A 19,320-nucleotide genomic window follows, 5' to 3' on the forward strand; every position below is an offset into this window, starting at 1 on the left:
CCGGCAGGAATTGGTTGGGACGGAACCTTCAACGGATCGCCAATGCCATCACAGGATTATTGGTTTAGAGTAGAATATGTAGATCCATTTGATGGTTCGCCAAAAGAATTTATAAATCACTTTACGTTGAAGCGATAATTCATCAAATACATAGAAATTATACAAAGCCCGAAGTAAAATATGCTTCGGGTTTTTTTATATAGAATATTAAGTAGTGTGAGTTTAATATAACATACTTAAGCTTTTTGAAAGCACTTGAAGTATTAAGTATAGGTCTTGGTGCATTTGTTTGCTATTTTAAAATTTATCTTATGTCGAACTCAAATCATTTTATGTATGGAATCAAGTTGTAAAATGGGTTTAAAACGAAGCTGTGTAGTTTTAAGCGGAATCAAAAAGATGGCCTTTTCATTCCTCAAAAAATTAAACATTACCGAAAACAATCATTTAAAAAAAGCATAAAAAAAACCTCATTATATAAATGAAGTTCTTTTGTGGTAATCAATCGGTTAAGATGATGTAATATTATAGTTTAAACGTTACTGAAAATGTTACGTTTGAATTTATGTTATTGATATTTGCGCGATCAGTCAAACCTACTTGAAAAAGTTGTGGATTTGAAATTTGCTCACTTCTGTCATATGCTAAATCGAACGACATGCTTCCAAAATTATATCCAAGTCCTAAAGAGTATCCTTCTAAATTTCCTACGGTTGAACCGTTTTTAAAAGGGCTTTCTTCAAAGCGATATCCGCCACGTAAACTAAGTTGTTTTATTCTGTACTCACCACCAATTCTATAAGTGGAAGCAGCTTGTAACTGATTGTCAATTTGTTGATTAACGCTTAAAAAATCATTTGAAGGACGTAATTTTGCGTTTGCATAATCTTTCAAAGAATAATCAAAACTAATCAAACCGCTTTTTCCAAATATATATGCAAAACTTCCTGTTAAATTTCCAGGAGTTACAATTCTGTGCTCTCTGTATGCATTTACAACATTCGGAAAAATATCTCTTCGTAAAATCTCGGTTGGATCACCAGGATTTCTAAAATCAGTACTAAGTCCTTGAATTAATTCATCATTTAAGCTATACCAAGTTGGCGACTGATAAGAACCTCCTAAGCGAATATTCTGTAATTTTAAGATGGCACCTACTTGAAAAGAGATTCCAACACCATACGTATATAATTCGTTGGAGAACTCTGCATATTGTAATCCCGAAGCAGTATTTACAGGAGTTTCTATTAGCACTCTTCGTTCTCGGTAGTCAACATCGTGTGAATTTACATTTAAACCAAAATATAAATTATCTCTGTATTGTGCTCCAACATTGAATGTGTACTTTCTGTTAAATCCAGAAGTTTGAACAATGTAATCGTGAATTGCACCATTAGAATAATCGGCATTAGAATTATAATTCGTGTTGTTATCATTATCAACATCAGGATTAATAATGAATCCTTCGTATCCTAAAAATCCTTGTTGCGCATTGAATCCAAAATTTTCTCCTAGAAACAAATACGTATCTGTATCACTTTCTCCTGGGAGTTGTGCAATATCGCCTAATGCTTGTCCGTTTGCAGAAACAATAAAATAATCTGCAATTCCTCTTGTGGTATTTGTACCTGATGCTACAAAATTGTTGTAATAGTTGTTGTTGCTTTGAACATTCAAGCCTAAAGAAATTTTTCTCCAGTCACTATCGTCCATATTATTAAAGACAAATACAATTCCTGCTTGATTTAGATCAAATTCTGATTCGTTTCTATTGGTTGTTGTGCCAAAATAGGAAACATCGTTATCATTATTATAGTTGCTTAATGAAATGGTAACCTCGCTTGTAGCAAAAACAGCAGAGCCTGCTGGATTTATTGAGAATGCTGAGAAATCACCTCCAAGAGCTCCAAATGCTCCACTCATTGCTTTAAAACGTGCTGTTCCGTTTAAGTTTTCGGTAGAATACCGTACAACATCGTTTAAATTTTGGGCGTTACTTACAGACATACATAGTACACCTATGAATAGTATGAATACTTTTTTCATAATTTAGTATAGTATTATTTTTAGGGATAAAAATGTGTTAATATGGGATTTTAGTTTCTTCCACCTCTTCGTCCACCACCGCGACTTCCTCCGCTTGATCTTGAGCTTCCGCCAGATGATCTCATTGAGCTGCCAGATGATCTTGAAGAACTGCTACTGCTGTTGTACGACCCTCTTGCTCTACTATTAAAATTAGATCTTACAGGAGTACTTCTTGTAGAACGAGTAGCTCTAGTACTTCTTGTACTTCGTGTATTTCTAGTAGCTCTCGTGTTTCTAGTATTTCGAGTGCTTCTAGTAGCTCTAGTACTTCTGGTACTTCGTGTATTTCGAGTAGCTCTGGTGCTTCTTGTATTTCGACTATTTCTGCTAGCATTAGTGTTACTTCTTCTTGAAGAACGGCTGTTAGAATAGCGATTTCCGTTTCTATTTGTAGTTCTAGAGTAGTAATTACCTCTTCGGCTAGCTATTGCTCTACTAGCAAAACTTCTTCTTCCTCTGTTGTATGCGTAGTTTCCGTAAGGAGAACGCCAGTTTTGTCCCCAATTGTTAAAGCCACCCCAGCACCAGTTGTTCCAGCCAAGTCCGCCCCAGCCATTGAATCCAGCGTTCCAGCCCCAACCATTAAATCCACCGCCCCAGCCGCGACCCCAACGATTCCATCCGTAACCCCAGCGATTCCATCCCCAGTTGTTCCAGCCAAGACCCCAATTATTCCAGCCCCAGCCCCAGTTGTTCCAACCAAATTGAGATCCGCCATATACATTTATTGTAATATCATCTGCGGTTTCACCCCAAGGAGAATAACTTTCGGTGTATCCTATTGCGTCAACATCCGTTTCAGGTCGTGGTTCAGCATCACCTTGACTAGAATATGATTCTACATCAGTAAAAACATCACCATAACGATCATCGGCTTCGTAAGATTTTTGTTCGAAGTAATTTTGATACGCACTATTATTACTATCATTATCGTTAACAACTTCTACAGTTTCTCTTCTTTGCTCACCAGAACCGTAAATTCCATCATCGTATGTAGCTTGCTGGTATGTGCCACAAGATGTTAATGTCAAAAAAGTTATGGCTAAAACATGAATAGCCTTAATGTTGTTTTTTAAATAGTATATTACTCGCATATCTCCTAAAATTAATTGTTGAACAGTACAAAAATAGTTAGTTTTGTCGAAACTATTTTATATTTAACATATTCACAATATTTGTGCCAAACTATCAAGAATGAGCAAGAAATTAACAAAGAGATCAGAAGATTATTCAAAATGGTATAATGAATTGGTTGTAAAGGCTGATTTAGCTGAAAACTCAGCCGTAAGAGGATGTATGGTAATTAAGCCATACGGATACGCCATTTGGGAAAAAATGCAAGCTCAATTAGATAAAATGTTTAAAGAAACTGGACATGAGAATGCATATTTTCCACTATTTGTACCGAAAAGTCTCTTTGAAGCGGAAGAAAAAAATGCTGAAGGCTTTGCAAAAGAGTGTGCAGTTGTTACACATTATCGATTAAAAACAGATCCAGATAATGAAGGAAAACTAATGGTTGACCCAAATGCAAAACTTGAAGAAGAGCTAATTGTTCGTCCTACGAGTGAAGCTATTATTTGGAATACCTATAAAAATTGGATTCAATCCTACAGAGATTTACCTATTTTAATAAATCAGTGGGCAAATGTAGTGCGTTGGGAAATGCGTACACGATTGTTTTTGAGAACTGCTGAATTTTTATGGCAAGAAGGACATACAGCACATGCAACTAAAGGAGAAGCTGTAGCAGAGTCATTACTAATGCAAAAAGTATATGCTGAATTTGCAGAAGATTTTATGGCTATGCCAGTTGTAAAAGGAGCAAAGACCGAAAGTGAACGCTTTGCAGGTGCATTAGAAACCTATACTATTGAAGCGCTAATGCAAGATGGAAAAGCGTTGCAAGCAGGAACGTCACACTTCTTAGGGCAGAACTTTGCAGAAGCGTTTGATGTAAAATATGTAACCAAAGAAGGAAAACAAGAATTGGTTTGGGCTACTTCATGGGGAGTTTCAACACGACTTATGGGTGGTTTAATAATGACACATAGTGATGACGCCGGATTGGTATTACCTCCAAAACTAGCACCAATTCAAGTTGTAATTGTTCCTATATATAAAAGTGAAGAACAGTTTGATGCGATTTCAGCGAAAGTAACCGAAATTTCAGATGAATTAAAAGAAAAAGGAGTTTCTGTTAAATTTGATAAGAGAGATACCTTACGCCCAGGTGCCAAGTTTGCCGAATGGGAATTAAAAGGAGTACCTTTGCGTATTGCATTAGGTGCACGTGATTTGGAAAACGGAACATTAGAAATTGCACGTAGAGATACATTTGAGAAACAATCTGTAGCGCAAGAAGATGCTGTAACAACTGTTTTAAGCCTTTTAGAGACCATTCAAGAAGATTTATATGCTAAGGCAAAGAATTACAGAGATGACAACACTACGGTTGTAAATACCTTTGAAGAATTTAAAAATGTTATTGAAAACAAAGGAGGATTTGTTTCAGCGCATTGGGATGGTACAGCCGAAACTGAAAATAAAATAAAAGAACTCACAAAAGCAACAATTAGATGTATTCCACTAGATGCTTTGGAAGAAGAAGGAAAATGTGTATATTCGGGTCAGAATTCAGCTAAAAGAGTGTTATTTGCAAAAGCGTATTAAAAAAAGTAAAAAAAACTTTTAAAAATAGTTGGAGCATATAAAAATAGTTGTATTTTTGCATCCGCTAACAGAAATAATGGCCCGTTCGTCTAGGGGTTAGGACGCCAGGTTTTCATCCTGGTAACAGGGGTTCGAATCCCCTACGGGCTACCAATTTTTTCTGTAAGTTTATTTGTAAATATGATTTTATAAATTACATTTGCAACCTCATTGAAAAATGATGGCCCGTTCGTCTAGGGGTTAGGACGCCAGGTTTTCATCCTGGTAACAGGGGTTCGAATCCCCTACGGGCTACTAAACATAAAGTTTTAAAAAAAGATAATTAAGAAGAGAGATGGCAAATCACAAGTCAGCATTAAAAAGAATCAGAAGTAACGAATCAAAGCGTCTAAGAAATAGATACCAGCATAAAACGACTCGTAACGCTATTAAGAAATTAAAATCAGTTACTGATAAGAAAGAAGCACAAGCTTTATTAACTAGCGTAACTTCAATGATTGATAAATTAGCAAAACGTAATATTATCCATGATAATAAAGCTGCTAATTTAAAATCAAAATTAGCAAAACACGTAGGTGCTCTTTAATAAAAAGTAGTTACTTAACATATATACGAAAGACTCCAATTTAGTTGGAGTTTTTTTGTACCCTATTTTTTCGTGAAAATTGTCCCGTCCTGAAATAGCGATACACTAAAAAAAACTACCTTATCTCTAAAGTAGCTTTTTTATTTTCTTACTCGGTACACTGCTAGAAAATTATCGCGGTAGCCGTGACGGCAAACTAGCACTATCAGGGAGACTTTACTTATTGAACCTTTGTTAGTGTAATATCAGTAGGAATGTTTAATGTCCTATTATCGCCTTCAAAACGTCCTTCTTGGTTTTCTTTTACTTTCCATGTTGCGGTAGTTGTACAACCAATACAATTGCTTGTTGTGATAATTTCCATTTTAAGAGAACCCGAGAGTCTTGGATAATTATTAGGGTTAGGAACAGTGTTGTCGTCAATACCAGCAGATAAAATTGTTCCGTTGCTACTTCCATAAATAACTGAGCCAAAAGTATGTCCAAATCCTATGTCTCTATTAGATTTATACACTACAATTTGAAGTCCGTTAGCATTTGTTTCTAACATCTTAAAATGTCCTCCTATATCTCCATCTTCATCTAAAAACAAATCTATCTGAAACGTTCTATTTTCGTTTTGCCATTGCCAAAGTCCTACAAATGGTGCATTAACATTGTTAGCTTGTGGGACTGTAGTTTGTGCGCTTATATAAGTAAAACTTGTACTTACTAATAGTGTGATAATTATAATTATTTTTTTCATAATCTATTATTTTAATTACATGGTGTTTCTTTGATGCTATTTTGAGCAGTAGGATCGTATTTTAAGTCGGTAAACGTAGAGTAACTAGAGTCTGTTATAAAAAGAGATACGCCCATATCCCCACGCTAGCGCTAGTATATACTAGTGCCGAGTATGAGTACGAGTAAGAAAGGTAAAAGAGTAAACATAACAAAAAGCTATACTAATTTTTTAGTGTAGCTTTTTGTATTTTAGATGTGTTTTTTATAACTATGCGTTCATAGATATTAAAAACTCTTCGTTGTTTCTTGTTTGTTTAATACGTTGGTTAATGAATTCCATTGCTTCTACAGGATTCATATCAGCTAAGTATTTACGCATTACCCACATACGTTGAATTGTATTTTCGTCGAGTAATAAATCGTCTCTACGTGTGCTTGAAGAAGTAAGATCGATTGCAGGGAAAATTCTTCTATTAGAAATCTTACGATCCAATTGAAGCTCCATGTTACCAGTTCCTTTAAATTCTTCAAAAATAACCTCATCCATCTTAGAGCCAGTTTCTGTCAATGCTGTTGCAATGATTGATAATGATCCGCCGCCTTCAATGTTACGTGCAGCTCCAAAGAAACGTTTAGGTTTGTGAAGCGCATTTGCATCCACACCACCACTTAATATTTTTCCAGAAGCAGGTTGTACAGTATTGTACGCTCTTGCCAATCGTGTAATAGAATCTAGTAAAATAACAACATCGTGTCCACATTCTACCAAGCGTTTTGCTTTTTCTAAAACAATATTTGCCACTTTTACGTGATCAGTTGCTTCTTTATCAAACGTAGATGCAATTACTTCACCTTTTACATTACGTTGCATATCCGTAACTTCTTCAGGGCGTTCATCAATCAGTAAAACAATTTGATATACTTCAGGATGATTCGCCGCAATAGCATTTGCAACATCTTTCAATAACATCGTTTTACCCGTTTTTGGTTGCGAAACAATCATTCCTCTTTGTCCTTTCCCGATAGGGGCAAACAAATCCATAATACGTGTAGAAATTGTGCTTTGACGTTCTGCTAAATTGAATTTTTCATCAGGAAACAATGGTGTCAAATGCTCAAATGCAACACGATCTCGAACTACTTGCGGATCTTGTCCGTTAATCTTGCTCACTTTAATTAATGGGAAATACTTTTCACCTTCTTTTGGTGGGCGAACAATTCCTAATACAGTATCTCCTGTTTTCAAGCCAAACAAGCGAATTTGTGATTGTGATACGTAAATATCATCTGGAGACGATAAATAATTATAATCAGATGATCTTAAAAAGCCATAACCATCTTGCATAATATCTAAAACACCTTCACTTTCAATAATTCCATCAAACTCAAAATCAGGCTCACGGTAGCGATTGCGCTGATCTTTATTTCCGTTATTTTTGTGTGAATGATCTTTCTTATTGTGTTTGTTTTGTTGCGAATGATCTTTCTTATTGTTGTGTTTGTTGTTGTTATTCTGCTTCTTATTATTATTGTTATTTTTTTTACTGTTGTTATCAGTTGCATCAGAAGCTTCATTTTCAGATTTCTTTGAATCTTCTTTTTTAGCTTGAGGTGCTGTGTTTTTTTGATTCTTATCAGCTGCTTTATGAGCAGGTTTATTTTGTTGTTTAGAAGCCTGTGGGGTAGATTTTTCAGAAGGAGTTGGTGCTTGCTTTTTTTGAGGGGCAGCAGCTTTTTGAGGAGCATTTGCTTTTGGAGCAGGAGGTGATTGTGGTTTTTCAGTACGTTGATTGGGTTCTCTCTTAATTCGCTTTCGCTTGCTTTGAGATTCCTCCGCTTTAGCTTTAGGTTCAGTTTTGGTGATAGGAGCAACAGACTCTGGATTACTAGCTTGTAAATCTAAAATCTTATAAATAAGATCTAATTTCTTTAAAGTTCTATATTTTGGAACGGATAAAGTCTTGGCTATTTCTTGTAATTCAGGGAGTTTTTTGCTTTTTAATTCTGATATTTCTAACATGTATGGCTTGTAATGAATTGTTTTTTGAAAAAAATGAGTGATATTACTCGTAATGAAGTGTGTAAATCTATTAGTAACAATAGATTATGAATTGTCTATGCAATAATACAAATTTATTTTAATAAACAAAATAGTATTTTATGAAAAGAACTATTATTTTTGTGATCCAATTTTAAGATATGATTCAAAGAATACAAAGTTTATATATGTTATTAGTCGCCATAGTTGCGGGTGGTTTAACATTTGTATTCAATTTATATACACTCGAAAGTGAAGTAGAAATATTTGCCAAAGACGATTACCTATATTTAGGATTGTTTTCAGCATCTGCTGTATTTGCCTTAATCACTATCTTTTTATTTAAAAATAGAAAATTACAATTTGTGTTGAATCGTTTCAACATCTTATTTCACCTTATTTTATTAGGGATATTTGCATATCGAATGCTAATCGTATCTGGAGAGATTGAAATCTCTGAGAAAGGTATTGGGGTCGTTCTTCCTCTTATTTCTATCGTTTTATTAGTGCTCGCAAACCGAGCAATTAAAAAGGATGAAGACCTTGTAAAATCTGTAGATCGACTGCGATAAACCTAACATCTTAGTAATCTTAGTGCGTAAAACTCCAAAGTAGCCATACTTTGGAGTTTTTTTATGAGTGTGTTTAATGTTCCTGACAAAAAACTACACTGTTTTGACAACCTTATCTAAATCTCTTCTTGATTTTGGCTTTTTACAGGGCTGATTTCTATCATCTTCATCACGATACCCAATAGCAACCGCAACAATTGTTTTGTAATCCTTTTCGCTTAAAATTTTATCATAATTATCGGGTTCAATACCTTCCATTGGTGTAGAATCTATGCCCATTTCTGCACAAGCACTCAAAAAAATGCCTAAAGCCAAATACACTTGCTTTTCAAACCACGCTTTAATTTCTGCATCGGTTTGTGGTTTTATAAATTCTTTAAAATAATTTACCGCACCTTCGGGAAGTTCTGCTTCAATCTGTTGTTCAAACAATTCTAAATTATTGATGCGGCTAAAAACAATCACAGTGTCACTATCTATAACTTTACTTGTATTTAGCCATGATACTTCTGAAAGTTTTTTCTTTGTATCGCTATCAGATACAAATGTAAATTTCCATGGCTGACTGTTAATTGAAGATGGTGCCAAACGTAAAATTTCTTTCAGCGCTTCTTTGTCTTCAGAAGTAATCTTTTTTAAAGGGGTATACTTTTTAGTTGTATATCGCTGTTGCATAGTTGTTAAAAAGCTCATTGTCTATTTTTTTAATTAAACTATAATTTTTATAGTAGCAAAAATAAGTATAGTTTTATATCTTTACAATAACGGTCAAAAATGATAGTAGTAAATTATGGAGAATTCAACACCTAAAATGTATGCCTTTAACGGAAAAAAATATCCCTGCTGTGCTAGTTTAACGATGGGAATTATTGGTGGGAAATGGAAAACAGTAATTCTCTTTTATTTAATGAATGAAACGTTGCGTTACAGCGAATTACGAAAATTAATGCCAACAGTTACCGAGCGCACACTAAGTTTACAATTAAAAGCTTTGGAAGAAGACAAATTAGTAAAACGGAAAGTGTATACCTCAAAACCACCTTTAAAAGTGGAATATTCGCTAACTGATCTTGGAAAAACACTAATTCCACTCATAAAAGCCATTTCAGATTGGGGAAATTCTGTTGTAGAAAATCAAAGCGAAAAGTAAATCAATGTCGATTCGCCAATTCAATAATTTCCAACTCTTTTATTTTATCTTGATCGATCACAAAACGCAACATGGTTCTAACTTTATGAAAACCGTGTTTTCCACATGCGCCAGGATTCATGTGCAATAAATTCAATTTCTTATCAAACATTACTTTCAAAATATGTGAATGTCCGCAAATAAATAATTTCGGCGGATTTTTCTGAATTTCTTCGCGCACACGCACATTATATCGATTTGGATATCCGCCAATATGCGTTATCCAAACATCGACACCTTCACACATAAAACGATTATTTTCGGGGAATTCCATTCGCGCTTTATCATTATCAATATTTCCATACACACCACGCAATGGTTTCAATTTTTGAATTGTGTCTGTTACAGACAAATCGCCAATATCACCTGCATGCCATACTTCATCCGCATAGTTGACATGTTTTAAAATCTGTTCATCAATATGACTATGTGTGTCAGATAATAATAAAATTTTTTTCATAAAATTATTTTAGTAAAGAAGCATGAGATATTTACAAGAAATTCACCTTAAAAATATCGAACTAAATTTCAGCATGATTAAATCTCTATTATCGAGTAAAAGTTTGCTAAATAATTCATAATTCACACAAACTAATGAATTAAAACTTATCTTTGTTCGTCTGAAACAAAAGTAGCAAATATTACCTTGAGATACTTCATTGAACTTTCTTATAATGGCGAAAAATATCACGGTTGGCAAAATCAACCGAATGCCATTTCTGTACAAGAAGTTGTCGAAAAAGCCTTGTCTATTTTATTGCGATCAAAAATTGCTGTTGTAGGAGCAGGACGAACAGATGCTGGTGTACATGCCAAACAAATGTATGCGCATTTTGATACCGATTTACAATTTGATCGATCAGAATTAACACTGAAGCTAAATTCGTTTTTACCAAAAGATGTGGCAATTCAGCACATTCACGTCGTAACAAAAGATGCACACGCACGATTTGACGCAACAGGAAGAACGTACGAATATTGGATCGTTTCAGAAAAAAACCCATTTCAAAATCAATCTGCACACACAGTTTACAAAAAACTAAATGTAGATTTAATGAATTTGGCAGCAAAAGAATTAGTTAAGTACGATGATTTTAAATCTTTTTCCAAAACGCATACAGATGTAAAAACCTATATCTGTAAAATTGAAAAAGCAATTTGGGAGCAAAAAAATGAACTATTAGTATTTACCATTCGCGCCGATCGTTTTCTTAGAAACATGGTTCGCGCCATTGTAGGAACACTATTAGATGTTGGATTGGGAAAATTATCCATCACAGACTTTAAAAAAATTATAGAATCGAGAGATCGAAACAACGCAGGAACTTCGGTGCCTGGAAAAGCTTTATATTTAACTGCGGTAACCTATCCGACAGAAACTTTTACAACCAATGGCTAAAGTAACAGGAAAAGTATTTGATTTTGGTCTTTTTAAAAGATTATTGACCTATACGAATCCCTACAGATATACATTATATTTTGTAGCAAGCTCAGCAATATTATTGTCTGTATTTGCTGTTGGACGCCCAATTTTACTTAAAATTACGGTTGATGATTACATCATGCCAAAAGACAAAGAAGGCTTACTTACGTATATCTTATTGATGTTAGGAGTGTTGTTAATGGAAGTAATTTTTCAGTTTCTATTTGTTTTCTATGCCAATTGGCTCGGGCAAACCATTATAAAAGACATTCGGCAAAAACTATTTAATCACATGTTGCGATTTAAGATGGCGTATTACGATACCTCTTCTGTTGGGCGTTTGGTGACAAGAGCGGTAAGTGATATTGAAACGATTGCTAGTATATTTAGTCAAGGTTTATTTGTCATTATTGCAGATTTACTAAAAATGATAGTCGTAATGGGTGTGATGCTTTGGATGAGCTGGAAACTATCTTTAATTGTTTTTGCAATTCTTCCATTAATAATCTATGCGACACGCGTATTTCAAAAAGCAATGAAGTCTGCCTTTGAAGAAGTGCGTGCGCAAATTTCAAATCTAAATTCCTTTGTGCAAGAGCGTGTCACAGGAATGAAAATTGTACAATTGTTTTCAAGAGAAGAAACAGAATATAAAAACTTCAAATCGATCAACGAAAAGCACAAACAAGGCTGGTTAAAAACCATTTGGTATAACTCTATATTTTTCCCAATTCCAGATTTAGCAAACTCAATTGCAGTAGGTTTAATTGTTTGGTATGGCGGATTAATGGCAGCAACCGATGCTTCTATAAAGTTAGGAGATGTTATTGCGTTTACGATGATGATTGGAATGTTGTTTAGACCATTACGACAAATTGCAGACAAATTTAATACCTTGCAAATGGGAATGGTAGCCGCAGGACGTATTTTTGAAATTTTAGATACAGATAGTAAAATAGAAGATAACGGAAAACAAACTTCGATAGATATTAAAGGAAACTTAGCTTTCAAAAATGTGCGTTTCTCGTATGTAAAAGATGAAGAAGTATTACACGGAATTTCTTTTGATGTAAAACAAGGTCAAACAGTAGCAATTGTTGGCGCAACTGGTGCAGGAAAATCTACAATTATCAACTTGTTAAATCGTTTTTACGAAATTGATGCAGGAGCTATTACAATTGATGACGTTAATATTAATGATTTGAAATTAGCCGCTTTGCGCGCAAAAATAGCAGTTGTATTGCAAGATGTATTTTTATTTGCAGATACTGTTTTAAACAATATCACACTACAAGATCCATCTATAACGCGAGAAACTGTAGAAGCTGCGGCAAAGCAAATTGGTGTACACGATTTCATTATGAGTTTACCAAACAATTACGAATACAACGTAAAAGAACGTGGAAGCATGCTTTCGTCTGGACAGCGACAATTGATTTCTTTTTTACGTGCGTATGTCACAAATCCTAGAATTTTAATTTTGGATGAAGCCACTTCTTCGGTAGATTCGTATTCGGAACAACTCATTCAAAACGCAACAGATACAATTACCAAAGGAAGAACTTCAATTGTTATTGCACACAGATTGGCAACGATCAAAAAGGCAGATACTATTATTGTAATGGATGCAGGAAAAATAGTAGAGCAAGGTTCGCATGAAGAATTATTGCAGATTGAAAACGGATATTACAAAAACTTATACGAAGTACAGTTTATTCAGCAGGAATCGGCTTAGTTTTTCAGTTGTAAAATCTTATATTTATGGTCTTATGAATACTAATATAGAGATGTGCTTCACTTAAATTTTTACAACATACTTATTTTAGTAGGTGTTATACATGGAATTATCTTTAGTTTCATCCTATTATTTCACCCAAAACTTAAATCAAAAACTAATTTCTTTCTAGCATTTACAACATTGGCATTGTGTGGCAGTAATTTACAATATTTACTTCTTGATGTTGGTATTGTGCCATTAGAACTTTATAAAAATGATTTGGTATTTATACCTTTTGAATTTTTGATGGTTGCAATGTTTTATTTTTTTGTCAGAAGTCCAGCGGTTTTAGGACAAGAAATAAGAGCTAGAAACTCTGATTCAATAACTACGATATCAACTGATAGCGCAAATTCGCCAATACGACAAGGTGGATGCGTGAATCCAAACTAAAATATAGGATAAAATGAAGAATCCAAAACCAAAAGCATTACAATCAAAAAACATATTAATTCTCTCATTCAATATGGGATTAAAATTTTCTAGGATTAAAACAATGATTACGGTCATATTTCTTTTACTATTCTTTAATAGCTATTCCCAAGAAAAAAACTATATCAAACTACCAGAAAAGGAAAATAATTGTCCCACAATTATCATCAATGAAACGATCATTTCAAATGAAAACTTTATCAATAGCCATAAGCCATTGATTAACAAAATGAGCGTGATGAAAGAAAAACCAAATCCGAGAGATCATACATTTTATAACCTAAGTGAAAACGGAATTGTTTTGGTTCAAATGGATAAAAAAATAAAAACCAAAACGCAATATGAACTCAATAGATTTTTTAGAATTCATAAAAAGAATAAAATCTACATAAATGGTTACTTAATTGAAAATTCCAAATATAAAATTGCGACCGAAAGTATTATTGAAATTGAGCTAATACAACCGAATTCTACGAATAAATTAACTGGTAAATCAATAAATGTCTGGACTCTAACTAAGGAAGAAAGAAAAAATAACTGCAATAAGTAACACGGTTTATTTGAATGCTTATCAATTATGGAATAAAGCAGGAGTGATAGAAATTACATTAACCCAAATCATTTTGAAGCACATCTTGCAGCGTATTTAAGTCTTCATACAATACAAACTCGCCATCGCGAATGTATGAAATTTGTCCTGTTTCTTCGGAAACGACTAAGACCAATGCATCTGTTTTTTCGGTAATTCCGACAGCGGCTCTGTGACGTAAACCGAAACGTTGCGGAATTTTAGTGGCTCTGGAAACAGGCAAAATAACACGTGTTGCCGTAACACGATTTCCTTCAATAATAATAGCGCCATCATGCAAAGGACTATTTTTAAAAAAGATACTTTCCAACGTAGGAACATTCACTTCCATGCCCATAGTATCACCAGAATCTTTTACAAATTCTAACGAATTGCTACGTTCAATAACGATAATAGCTCCTGTTTTTGTGGCAGACATTTTAGTACAAGCATTTACAATAGCTTCTACGTCAGTATCTGTATTAATTTCTTGTTTGAGGAATTTAAAATGCTTCAAAAAATTACGTTTCTTGGCAAAATTAGTAGAACCAACCATTAATAGAAACTTTCTGATTTCTTGTTGAAAAACGATGAACAAAGCAATAATTCCACCTTTAATAAATCCACCGAAAATAAAGCTTAACACATCCATTTCTAAAGCTTCGGTAATTTTCCAAATGATAAAAATGATCACAATTCCAATAAAAATATTAATTGCAGCAGTTCCTTTTACAAGTTTGTAAACATAATATAAAAGCACCGCAACGAGAATAATTTCGATGAAGTCTAACAGTCCAAAATTTAAAAAATTTAAAAAGTCCAAAGTGAGTTCTTGCTATACAATTGGAGTAAAAATAACAAAATTTAACATGTAAAACGTCAAATGTAAAATATAAAAGTTTTTTTAACCCAAAACCTTTCATATCAAACGAAATTGCAATGTAAAACCTGTCACGTGGAGTGAAGTCGAGATGCAAAACCTGTCATGTAGAGTGAAGTCGAAATGTAAAATTTAAAACCCATCAACCATTTCTAGCAGCTTCACACATTCTACCGCTTCTTTTACATCATGCACACGCAAAATAGAAGCGCCATTTTGCAAAGCAATTGTGTGTAAAATTGAAGTTCCGTTTAGAGCTTCTTTCGGAGACGTTTCTAACACTTTGTAAATCATTGACTTTCGTGAAACTCCAGCCAATACAGGACAATCTAGCATTTCAAATAAACGCAAATTCTTTAAAATCGAATAATTATGCGCAATTGTTTTTCCAAAACCAAAACCCGGATCAATAATAAGATCATTAATTTTGTACGATCGCGCCACAGCGACTTTTTCTGAAAGTTCCTGCAAAATATCTTTCACTACATTCTCATAACTAGGATTTTGCTGCATGGTTTCGGGCGTTCCTTGTATATGCATCATAATATATGGCACACCAAGTTCACCAACAGTTTGCATCATAGTTGCATCAAAATTTCCCGCAGAAATATCATTTACAATTGCTGCGCCTACATCAATTGCGGCTTTGGCAACTTTGCTACGAAAGGTATCAACAGAAAGAATGGTATTGGGAAATTCCTTTAAAATCAATTCCAAAATAGGCAACAAGCGTTGTTTTTCTTCTTCCAAAGAAACTTTTGGCGCATTTGGTCGTGAACTATACGCGCCAACATCAACAAAAGTAGCGCCATCGGTCAGCATTTTTTCTACTTGCAATAAAATAGAAGTTGCATCTTTATACTTTCCGCCATCATAAAAAGAATCGGGTGTAACATTTAAGATGCCCATGATTTTCGGCGTGTCAAGCGATACTAAATGACCTTTGCAATTTATACTTTTCATACATACATACCTTTAAAATGAACTTATGTGAATTTCTTTTTATAAATTGGTAACTTTGGACGAAATTTACATAAAATCTCGCGCAACGCATAACAAATTGTTTATGAAGTATGTTGTTTGTGCGATAACTATCATAAAAAGATTGGCATGGAAAACACTGGAGCTGAAAAAGACTCAAAAGCAGCAAAAATTTGGAAACTGATTATAAAATATAAAGTTATTTTCTTCGATACAATCTATGGAAAAATACTCACATTGCTTTCACAGATTTTTGTAGGTGGATTGTTTATTTTCTCAGGTTTTATAAAGCTAAATGATCCTGTTGGTTTTTCATTTAAATTGACAGATTATTTTGCGAAAGATGTTTTAAATCTTGAATTTTTATCGCCGTACGCCTTATGGTTTGCCGTATTTTTAGTCATACTAGAAGTTGTACTTGGCGTGATGATTTTACTGAGTTTGTTTAAAAAACCAGTACTATGGAGTTTACTTGGATTGATCGTTTTCTTCACATTTCTAACCTTCTATTCGGCATATTTCGATAAAGTGACCGATTGTGGATGCTTTGGTGATTTTTGGAAATTGACTCCTTGGGAAAGTTTTACCAAAGATGTCATTTTACTCGCAGCAATTTTGATTCTTTTTATGGGAATAAAACATATAAAACCAATAGTATCTCAAAAAATAAACATCGCCATAACCGCCGTAAGTTTAGTTGCGTGTATTTTCTTTGGAAGACACGTATTAAATCATTTGCCTGTATTTGACTTTAGAGCGTATAAAATTGGCACCAATATCATGGAAGGAATGTCGTATCCACCTGATGCTAAAAAAGATGTAGTAGAATATACATGGGTTTTTGATGTTGATGGAGAAGAAGTAGGAGTAGTTACTGAAACTCTTGGAGAAGAACCTAAAGTTGAAGGAGGAACTTACAAAACGATACGAAGTGAAGTGATAGAAAAAGGCTACGAACCACCAATTCACGATTTCTACATTGAAAATGAAGAAAGAGACAATGTTGTAGAAGCCATGATGGAAGAAGAAAAACTCGTCATGATCATCGTGTATAGTTTAGATAAAGTGGATGAAGACGGTCTTTTTGTAGTAAAAGCGTTTACAGATCGTGCTATTGAAGCAGGCTATAAAGTCATTGGTTTATCATCTTCTGATCCACAAGAACTAAAAGATTTGAGTGCTACAATGCAATTCAATTTTGATTTTTATAATACAGACGGAACGGCTTTAAAAACAACTGTTCGATCAAATCCTGGCGTATTAATACTTGAAAAAGGAGTCATTACAGGGAAAGCACATTACAACGATTTTGACAACATAAAATTTTAAAAACAATTCTTGGGAAGATACATTTTACATAAAATTGGCTATGCCTTTCTAACGCTTTTTGGAGTGGTTACGGTGATTTTTTTCCTATTCAATATTTTACCGGGCGATCCTGCTAAAATGATGCTTGGACAAAACCAGACAGCAGCACAAATTGCGGTTGTCAAAAAAAAATATGGTTTTGACAAACCTGTACTTACGCAATACGCGTATTACATCAACGATTTGTCGCCGATATCATTTCATTCCACAGCAGCAGATGATTATACGCATCTATCGAAAGATAAATACAGTGCTGCCAAACTATTTACCCTGGGAAGCACAACCATTGTTTTAAAATTACCTTACTTGCGTGAATCGTTTCAAAAATCGGGAAAAAGCGTATCACAAGTCATCAAAGAAACATTACCAAACACCATTGTTTTGGCTATTGCAGCTATTAGTATTGCGATGTTGTTAGGTATAATATTTGGCGTAATTTCAGCTTTATACAAAGATACTTTTTTGGATAAAATGATTCAAATCATAAGTACATTAGGAATGAGCGTGCCTTCTTTTTTTAGCGCCATTTTGTTTGCATGGATTTTTGGTTTTCTATTGCATGAATTCACAGGATTAAATATGACTGGAAGCTTGTATGAAGTGGATGACTTTGGCGAATCGATTAGCATTCGCTGGAAAAACCTCATCTTACCAGCCATTGTATTAGGAATTCGTCCGTTAGCGGTTGTCATTCAACTCATGCGAAATTCGTTACTAGAAGTTTTCAATCAAGATTACATTCGTACGGCAAGAGCTAAAGGTTTGAGTGAATTTCAAATCATAAAAAAACATGCCATAAAAAATGCGTTAAATCCAGTAATAACTGCTATTTCTGGTTGGTTTGCGTCTATGTTGGCAGGAGCTGTATTTGTAGAATATATTTTTGGTTGGAACGGACTCGGTAAAGAAATCGTTGATGCCTTAAATAGTCAAGATTTACCAATTATCATGGGATCAGTATTAATTATCGCTTCTATGTTTGTAATTATCAATATTTTAGTCGATATTGTGTATGGTTGGCTCGATCCCAAAATACGTTTACAATAAGTTCACGTAGTCCCTTAAAATATTTTTAAAAACTGTTAGATGAAAAAAACACTATTATCATTAGTGCTGTTTCTTGGTGTACACCATTTGCATGCACAATGCCCTACCGAGGATATCGAATTAACAACCCAAGCAGAATTAGACAATTTTGTTGCTACATACGCTACTACATGTACAGATATTCCTGTAAGTATCACGGTATCGGGTAATAATATTTCAAATATAAGTGGTTTGAATTTTATTACTTCTGTAGATGGAAACTTTAAGATTAAGAGCACAACTCATGCCACAAATATAGACTTTAGTAATCTGGTAAATGTGACAGGAAATTTAGAATTTGAAGAGAATAGTGCTGTTGAAGTTATCACAGGTTTTACTAATTTGACAGAAGTCGGAGGCGCATTATCCTTTCGAACAAATTCAAGTTTAGTCGAAATCTCAGGTTTTAATAATTTAGTAACAATTGGAGGAAATGTCGCATTTGCTCATGATTACAATCCATTTACTTTTCCTGTCCTTGCTGATATAGATATTATTAGTGGGTTCAACAGTGTAGAAACCATAGGAGGAACTGTTTTTATGAGTCTTTACAGAAGATTGTCATCATTCAATGGGTTTGCTAATCTAGAAACTATAGGAGGCGGATTATGGTTTTACAAGACATATTTCGATAACTTCACTGGGTTCACGTCATTGGAGCGAATAGAAGGTACTATTAGTTTTTACTGTATTAATTGGGATGATGCAGATGTAAGCGCAATTAATAATTTTACTTCGTTAGAGTCTATAGGAGGTATTAGCCTTAGAGGAATTTTCGATGAATGCATTACGAGTGTTGGCTTAGATTTTTTAAATAATGTGACTACAATAGAAGGAGATATTGAAATAGAAGAAGCAGGTATACGTTCTGGACTAGCAGGATTAGAAACTATTGATGGTAGTTTAGAATTTGAATCAAGTGATGCATTTCCA

20 protein-coding genes and 2 tRNA genes are annotated in these 19,320 nt (G+C 34.0%); 14 read left to right on the forward strand and 8 right to left on the reverse strand.

The features are described from left to right. Positions 1-138, forward strand: a 138-nt coding sequence (locus tag AB8B65_RS15215; protein ID WP_405302140.1) for a T9SS type B sorting domain-containing protein, incomplete at its 5' end; no start/stop codon positions are given. 387 nt (positions 139-525) lie between these two features. Here AB8B65_RS15215 and AB8B65_RS15220 read toward each other — a convergent pair. Together AB8B65_RS15220 and AB8B65_RS15225 are read right to left on the reverse strand one after the other, a co-directional pair. Next, positions 526-2,046, reverse strand: a complete 1,521-nt coding sequence (locus AB8B65_RS15220; RefSeq protein WP_405302120.1) for an OmpP1/FadL family transporter — start codon at positions 2,044-2,046, stop codon at positions 526-528. A 50-nt stretch (positions 2,047-2,096) separates the two neighbouring features. After that, complete coding sequence (locus AB8B65_RS15225) at positions 2,097-3,182, reverse strand: hypothetical protein (RefSeq protein WP_405302121.1); 1,086 nt, start codon at positions 3,180-3,182, stop codon at positions 2,097-2,099. A 100-nt stretch (positions 3,183-3,282) separates the two neighbouring features. Here AB8B65_RS15225 and proS point away from each other — a divergent pair, with 100 nt between their 5' ends. The 4 genes from proS to rpsT all read left to right on the forward strand — a co-directional run bounded on the left by proS (position 3,283) and on the right by rpsT (position 5,347). Further along, a complete protein-coding gene (gene proS / locus AB8B65_RS15230; RefSeq protein ID WP_405302122.1) occupies positions 3,283-4,761 on the forward strand; it encodes a proline--tRNA ligase in 1,479 nt (492 codons plus the stop codon). A 78-nt stretch (positions 4,762-4,839) separates the two neighbouring features. Then, positions 4,840-4,914: transfer RNA gene (locus tag AB8B65_RS15235), tRNA-Glu, on the forward strand. A 69-nt stretch (positions 4,915-4,983) separates the two neighbouring features. Further along, positions 4,984-5,055: transfer RNA gene (locus AB8B65_RS15240), tRNA-Glu, on the forward strand. 40 nt (positions 5,056-5,095) lie between these two features. Continuing rightward, a complete protein-coding gene (gene rpsT, locus AB8B65_RS15245) occupies positions 5,096-5,347 on the forward strand; it encodes a 30S ribosomal protein S20 (RefSeq protein ID WP_405302123.1) in 252 nt (83 codons plus the stop codon). A gap of 220 nt (positions 5,348-5,567) precedes the next feature. On the opposite strand, the gene AB8B65_RS15250 is transcribed toward rpsT, so the two are convergent. Beyond that, positions 5,568-6,092: a DUF6705 family protein gene (locus AB8B65_RS15250; protein WP_405302124.1), complete on the reverse strand. Its 525-nt coding sequence runs from the start codon at positions 6,090-6,092 to the stop codon at positions 5,568-5,570. Between the two features lie 249 nt (positions 6,093-6,341). Beyond that, positions 6,342-8,093 carry a transcription termination factor Rho gene (rho, locus tag AB8B65_RS15255; protein ID WP_405302125.1) on the reverse strand — a complete coding sequence of 584 codons (1,752 nt, stop codon included), beginning with the start codon at positions 8,091-8,093 and terminating at the stop codon, positions 6,342-6,344. Between the two features lie 179 nt (positions 8,094-8,272). On the opposite strand from rho, the gene AB8B65_RS15260 reads away from it, so the two are divergent. After that, on the forward strand, positions 8,273-8,683 hold the full coding sequence (locus AB8B65_RS15260; protein WP_405302126.1) for a DUF4293 domain-containing protein: 411 nt from the start codon (positions 8,273-8,275) through the stop codon (positions 8,681-8,683). Positions 8,684-8,776: 93 nt separating this feature from the next. On the opposite strand, the gene AB8B65_RS15265 is transcribed toward AB8B65_RS15260, so the two are convergent. Further along, positions 8,777-9,376, reverse strand: coding sequence for an NAD(P)H-dependent oxidoreductase (locus AB8B65_RS15265; protein ID WP_405302127.1), 600 nt, complete (start codon positions 9,374-9,376; stop codon positions 8,777-8,779). Positions 9,377-9,473: 97 nt separating this feature from the next. Between AB8B65_RS15265 and AB8B65_RS15270 the strand changes: the two genes are divergently transcribed. Next, positions 9,474-9,833 (forward strand): winged helix-turn-helix transcriptional regulator, encoded by a 360-nt coding sequence (locus tag AB8B65_RS15270; RefSeq protein WP_405302128.1) that lies wholly within the window; start codon positions 9,474-9,476, stop codon positions 9,831-9,833. Position 9,834: 1 nt separating this feature from the next. Here AB8B65_RS15270 and AB8B65_RS15275 read toward each other — a convergent pair whose 3' ends face one another. Then, positions 9,835-10,332, reverse strand: coding sequence for a metallophosphoesterase family protein (locus AB8B65_RS15275; protein WP_405302129.1), 498 nt, complete (start codon positions 10,330-10,332; stop codon positions 9,835-9,837). A gap of 186 nt (positions 10,333-10,518) precedes the next feature. On the opposite strand from AB8B65_RS15275, the gene truA reads away from it, so the two are divergent. Genes truA through AB8B65_RS15295 form a run of 4 tightly spaced genes read left to right on the forward strand, consistent with a single transcriptional unit; the run spans position 10,519 to position 14,054 of the window. Then, positions 10,519-11,271 (forward strand): tRNA pseudouridine(38-40) synthase TruA, encoded by a 753-nt coding sequence (gene truA / locus AB8B65_RS15280; RefSeq protein ID WP_405302130.1) that lies wholly within the window; start codon positions 10,519-10,521, stop codon positions 11,269-11,271. Next, a complete protein-coding gene (locus AB8B65_RS15285; protein ID WP_405302131.1) occupies positions 11,264-13,030 on the forward strand; it encodes an ABC transporter ATP-binding protein in 1,767 nt (588 codons plus the stop codon). Before truA ends, AB8B65_RS15285 begins: the two co-directional genes overlap by 8 nt. Before the next feature lie 54 nt (positions 13,031-13,084). Beyond that, the gene (locus tag AB8B65_RS15290) at positions 13,085-13,465 is read left to right on the forward strand and encodes a hypothetical protein (RefSeq protein ID WP_405302132.1); all 381 of its coding nucleotides are present in this window, start codon (positions 13,085-13,087) and stop codon (positions 13,463-13,465) included. A 13-nt stretch (positions 13,466-13,478) separates the two neighbouring features. Further along, the gene (locus AB8B65_RS15295; protein WP_405302134.1) at positions 13,479-14,054 is read left to right on the forward strand and encodes a hypothetical protein; all 576 of its coding nucleotides are present in this window, start codon (positions 13,479-13,481) and stop codon (positions 14,052-14,054) included. A 58-nt stretch (positions 14,055-14,112) separates the two neighbouring features. On the opposite strand, the gene cdaA is transcribed toward AB8B65_RS15295, so the two are convergent. Together cdaA and folP are read right to left on the reverse strand one after the other, a co-directional pair. Further along, on the reverse strand, positions 14,113-14,895 hold the full coding sequence (gene cdaA / locus AB8B65_RS15300; protein ID WP_405302135.1) for a diadenylate cyclase CdaA: 783 nt from the start codon (positions 14,893-14,895) through the stop codon (positions 14,113-14,115). A 189-nt stretch (positions 14,896-15,084) separates the two neighbouring features. Beyond that, positions 15,085-15,915, reverse strand: coding sequence for a dihydropteroate synthase (folP, locus tag AB8B65_RS15305; RefSeq protein ID WP_405302136.1), 831 nt, complete (start codon positions 15,913-15,915; stop codon positions 15,085-15,087). A 147-nt stretch (positions 15,916-16,062) separates the two neighbouring features. On the opposite strand from folP, the gene AB8B65_RS15310 reads away from it, so the two are divergent. From AB8B65_RS15310 to AB8B65_RS15320, 3 genes are all read left to right on the forward strand, one after another. Then, complete coding sequence (locus AB8B65_RS15310) at positions 16,063-17,262, forward strand: BT_3928 family protein (protein WP_405302137.1); 1,200 nt, start codon at positions 16,063-16,065, stop codon at positions 17,260-17,262. Positions 17,263-17,271: 9 nt separating this feature from the next. Further along, positions 17,272-18,348, forward strand: coding sequence for an ABC transporter permease (locus AB8B65_RS15315; RefSeq protein WP_405302138.1), 1,077 nt, complete (start codon positions 17,272-17,274; stop codon positions 18,346-18,348). Positions 18,349-18,411: 63 nt separating this feature from the next. Continuing rightward, positions 18,412-19,320, forward strand: a 909-nt coding sequence (locus AB8B65_RS15320; RefSeq protein WP_405302139.1) for a hypothetical protein, incomplete at its 3' end; no start/stop codon positions are given.

The organism is Kordia sp., assembly GCF_045105435.1.
Taxonomy (GTDB): domain Bacteria; phylum Bacteroidota; class Bacteroidia; order Flavobacteriales; family Flavobacteriaceae; genus Kordia.

Coding starts and splice junctions, on each gene's coding strand:
- rpsT (WP_405302123.1), top strand. CDS start 5,096: ATGGCAAATCACAAGTCAGCATTAAAAAGAATCAGAAGTAACGAATCA.
- AB8B65_RS15270 (WP_405302128.1), top strand. CDS start 9,474: ATGGAGAATTCAACACCTAAAATGTATGCCTTTAACGGAAAAAAATAT.
- AB8B65_RS15275 (WP_405302129.1), bottom strand. CDS start 10,332: ATGAAAAAAATTTTATTATTATCTGACACACATAGTCATATTGATGAA.
- AB8B65_RS15225 (WP_405302121.1), bottom strand. CDS start 3,182: ATGCGAGTAATATACTATTTAAAAAACAACATTAAGGCTATTCATGTT.
- folP (WP_405302136.1), bottom strand. CDS start 15,915: ATGAAAAGTATAAATTGCAAAGGTCATTTAGTATCGCTTGACACGCCG.
- AB8B65_RS15265 (WP_405302127.1), bottom strand. CDS start 9,376: ATGAGCTTTTTAACAACTATGCAACAGCGATATACAACTAAAAAGTAT.
- AB8B65_RS15260 (WP_405302126.1), top strand. CDS start 8,273: ATGATTCAAAGAATACAAAGTTTATATATGTTATTAGTCGCCATAGTT.
- AB8B65_RS15220 (WP_405302120.1), bottom strand. CDS start 2,046: ATGAAAAAAGTATTCATACTATTCATAGGTGTACTATGTATGTCTGTA.
- AB8B65_RS15285 (WP_405302131.1), top strand. CDS start 11,264: ATGGCTAAAGTAACAGGAAAAGTATTTGATTTTGGTCTTTTTAAAAGA.
- AB8B65_RS15295 (WP_405302134.1), top strand. CDS start 13,479: ATGAAGAATCCAAAACCAAAAGCATTACAATCAAAAAACATATTAATT.
- AB8B65_RS15250 (WP_405302124.1), bottom strand. CDS start 6,092: ATGAAAAAAATAATTATAATTATCACACTATTAGTAAGTACAAGTTTT.
- AB8B65_RS15310 (WP_405302137.1), top strand. CDS start 16,063: ATGGAAAACACTGGAGCTGAAAAAGACTCAAAAGCAGCAAAAATTTGG.
- proS (WP_405302122.1), top strand. CDS start 3,283: ATGAGCAAGAAATTAACAAAGAGATCAGAAGATTATTCAAAATGGTAT.
- rho (WP_405302125.1), bottom strand. CDS start 8,093: ATGTTAGAAATATCAGAATTAAAAAGCAAAAAACTCCCTGAATTACAA.